The organism is Candidatus Fermentibacter sp. (genome assembly GCA_030373045.1).
GTDB lineage: Bacteria > Fermentibacterota > Fermentibacteria > Fermentibacterales > Fermentibacteraceae > Fermentibacter.
Genome location: JAUCPW010000017.1, coordinates 1 through 2,442, shown reverse-complemented (window position 1 = coordinate 2,442; position 2,442 = coordinate 1). Strand labels below are relative to the sequence as shown.

Genomic DNA, 2,442 nt, shown 5'->3' with positions numbered 1-2,442 from the left:
TTCGGAACTCGTCGGCAGCGTCAGATGTGTATAAGAGACAGGCGCCGATCAGGCCGCCCTGCTTGTTGCGGTAGGTCCGCGCGAGCGCCTCGATCTCGGCGAGGGCCTTCTTCCCCTCGTCGTAGCGCGGCCGGACCGTGTTGCGCCACTGGTCCACCATGGAGAAGATCGACTCCCGTAGCCAGGGGTCGAAGCACCGCCTCTCGGAGGTCCCGAAGGACAAGAAGCCCTTCGGGTTCCCCCTCGGGCTGAACTGGGCGAGGGGATTTCCGAAGCTGTCCTTCTTACCGATGTACTGTTCGGAGGGTAGATAGCGCGGGTGAGACCAGTACTTCCCTCCTCCGACAGGGGGGTGGTAGAGGGACCAGATCGACCAGTCGGCGTACTGCTTCGTGATCACCCCGCTCTCGACGTCCCGGAGGAGCATGTCGAGGTACGATGTCCAGAACTCCACTCCTCCGCTCGACGTCGACGCGCTGTCTGGGTCGACGTAGGACCGCTCCATCGCCACGCGGAGGGATCGGTACTGCTTCACCCGCTTGTCGTCCGGCCCTGCGCCCGTGAGCTGACGAATGAGAGCGCGCCGATTCCGCGAGTACGAATCATCCGAGGGCCGGGTCGGCATCAGGTTCAGCTCCCCGAAGTCTTCTCCCTCGGTGATCGCCACAAGGGCCTGCCCAAGCACCGAGCGCATGGGTATGAGTCCCGGGATGTGGACCGTTCTGAACAGGTCGCACGGGCACTGCTCGCATCCGCCGAGCTTCGACCCCGAGGGGACGATCTTGCGGATCGACAGGAAGCTCTTGCACTCCGCCTGCTGCTTGGCCGCGTCCTCGGCCTGGAGGGCGTTCGCCCAGGAGATGAACCCCGTCGCGATGCCCACGAACATCCCGAGGACGGGGACGGCGCTCGCGAGACCCCCCACGGCGTCGGCGACCGATGAGCTGATCCTGCCGGCGACGTCGCCGGCTGCGCTCGCCAGGATCGGAGCGACCGCGGCCGCCACGGACTTGACCATGACGACGGAGGGGGCAGAGAGCTCTTTCAGCCCTGCCGCCGTGCGAAGCGCGTCGTCGAGAATCGTCTGGGTCAGCATCAGATCACAGCCCGTTGTAGAACGTCGCGCGCGGGTCGCGGATGTCCCGGCGGATCTTCTTCGCGAGGGTCCTGGTCCACGCCCTCACGTACCCGTGGTGGGAGGACCTGCCCTCGCCGTCATAGTGCCAGACCGGCGGCCCCGGAGGCCACAGCTTCCCCGTCCTGTCAACCCCGTTCTCGTCGAGGTGGACCCGGACGAGGTTGAGGAGGGCCCCCGTCTTCACGCTTGACATCACCGACCGATCCTGTCTGCGATCGCGAGCAGGATCGTCCTCTGGCACGCAATGGAGCAGGCGTGCTTGGCCTCGTCCACCGTCAGCTCCCTCCCCGTCCCGATCTGGACCGTCACCGCCGACACCATCGTCTGTCGCAGCGCGGGCGCGCGGCCCGCGTACTCCTCCGAGAGGGTCGAGCCGCAGCCGTCGCAGGTCGTCACGAACTTCGTCGTCATAGCGAGCGTCCTTTCACAGGTCCGGGTGTCGGTCGGAGGGGAGGATCCCGCCCTCGTCCTGGAGCAGCGGGGAGAGGACGGGGTCCGCGAGCGCGGTCGCGTAGCCGACCGGCTGACCGTCGACCGTGATCGAGTCGCGCTTGACATAGCGAAGGAGCTGGCTGTAGTCCGTGTGGCCGAAGTCGTGGGCGAGGCCGATCGACTGGATCACCCGCTCCCCGCCGGGGCTCCTGCTCGGCGCGTTCGGGAGATACCAGCCGAAGTTCGCGCCGTTCCGGCGTGACCCCTTCTGCCCCGCGGGCAGGTCCTCCCCCGTCCCCGCGGGAGCCGGCCAGTTGCGCCGCGTGAGGATCCAGTCCTTGCCGAGGTTCGACTTGAGCTCATCGCGCCCGGCGACCGCCGCCGCGAGCGCCGCGCTCTGCTGGATCATCCGGTCGGTGCGAGCCATCGTGCCGTCCGCGGACCAGTTCCGCACGTGTGGAGCCACCTTCACGGGGGCCTGACGCTGGATCTCGTCGGAGATCTTCGTCGTCAGCATCGACCCGCCGATCATGTCCCCGATCGCCTGCGCGGTCGGGAACGTCGTCGAGACGTAGAGCCTGTGGTCGCCGCGACGCAGGGCGAGGGGCTCGCGGCTCACGAGCGCGCGCACGACGCGCCCGTTCGCCGTCCACGTGAGCGGGTGCCAGTGGTGCTCGACCTCCCCGGCGGCGACGGCCGCGAGGATCTGCTGCTCGCGTTGAGGGATGCCGTCCGCGAGGCTGAACACGTTCTCCGCGGTCGGCGGCGCGGGCGCGGGAGGCGGGGGAGGGTGCTGTGGCACCGGCGCGGGCGCCGGCTTCGGCGGTGCCGGGGCTGTCTCTTATACACATCTCCGAGCCCACGAGACAGCG

4 protein-coding genes are annotated in these 2,442 nt (G+C 68.4%); all 4 read right to left on the bottom strand.

Features of this window, described 5'->3' with window-relative positions:
• A partial coding sequence (locus QUS11_03505) for a hypothetical protein (protein MDM7992355.1) occupies positions 1 to 1,096 on the bottom strand: 1,096 nt, incomplete at its 3' end.
• 4 nt (positions 1,097 to 1,100) lie between these two features.
• A complete protein-coding gene (locus QUS11_03500) occupies positions 1,101 to 1,334 on the bottom strand; it encodes a hypothetical protein (protein MDM7992354.1) in 234 nt (77 codons plus the stop codon).
• Entirely contained in the window at positions 1,331 to 1,549 is a 219-nt protein-coding gene (locus QUS11_03495; protein MDM7992353.1) for a hypothetical protein, read from the bottom strand. The genes QUS11_03500 and QUS11_03495 overlap by 4 nt, the downstream gene beginning before the upstream one ends.
• 13 nt (positions 1,550 to 1,562) lie before the next feature.
• Entirely contained in the window at positions 1,563 to 2,372 is an 810-nt protein-coding gene (locus tag QUS11_03490; GenBank protein ID MDM7992352.1) for a hypothetical protein, read from the bottom strand.
• Positions 2,373 to 2,442: the final 70 nt, after the last annotated feature.

What these genes read in the sequence shown, in the direction of transcription:
- QUS11_03495 (MDM7992353.1), bottom strand. Translation starts at nt 1,549, where the DNA reads ATGACGACGAAGTTCGTGACGACCTGCGACGGCTGCGGCTCGACCCTC.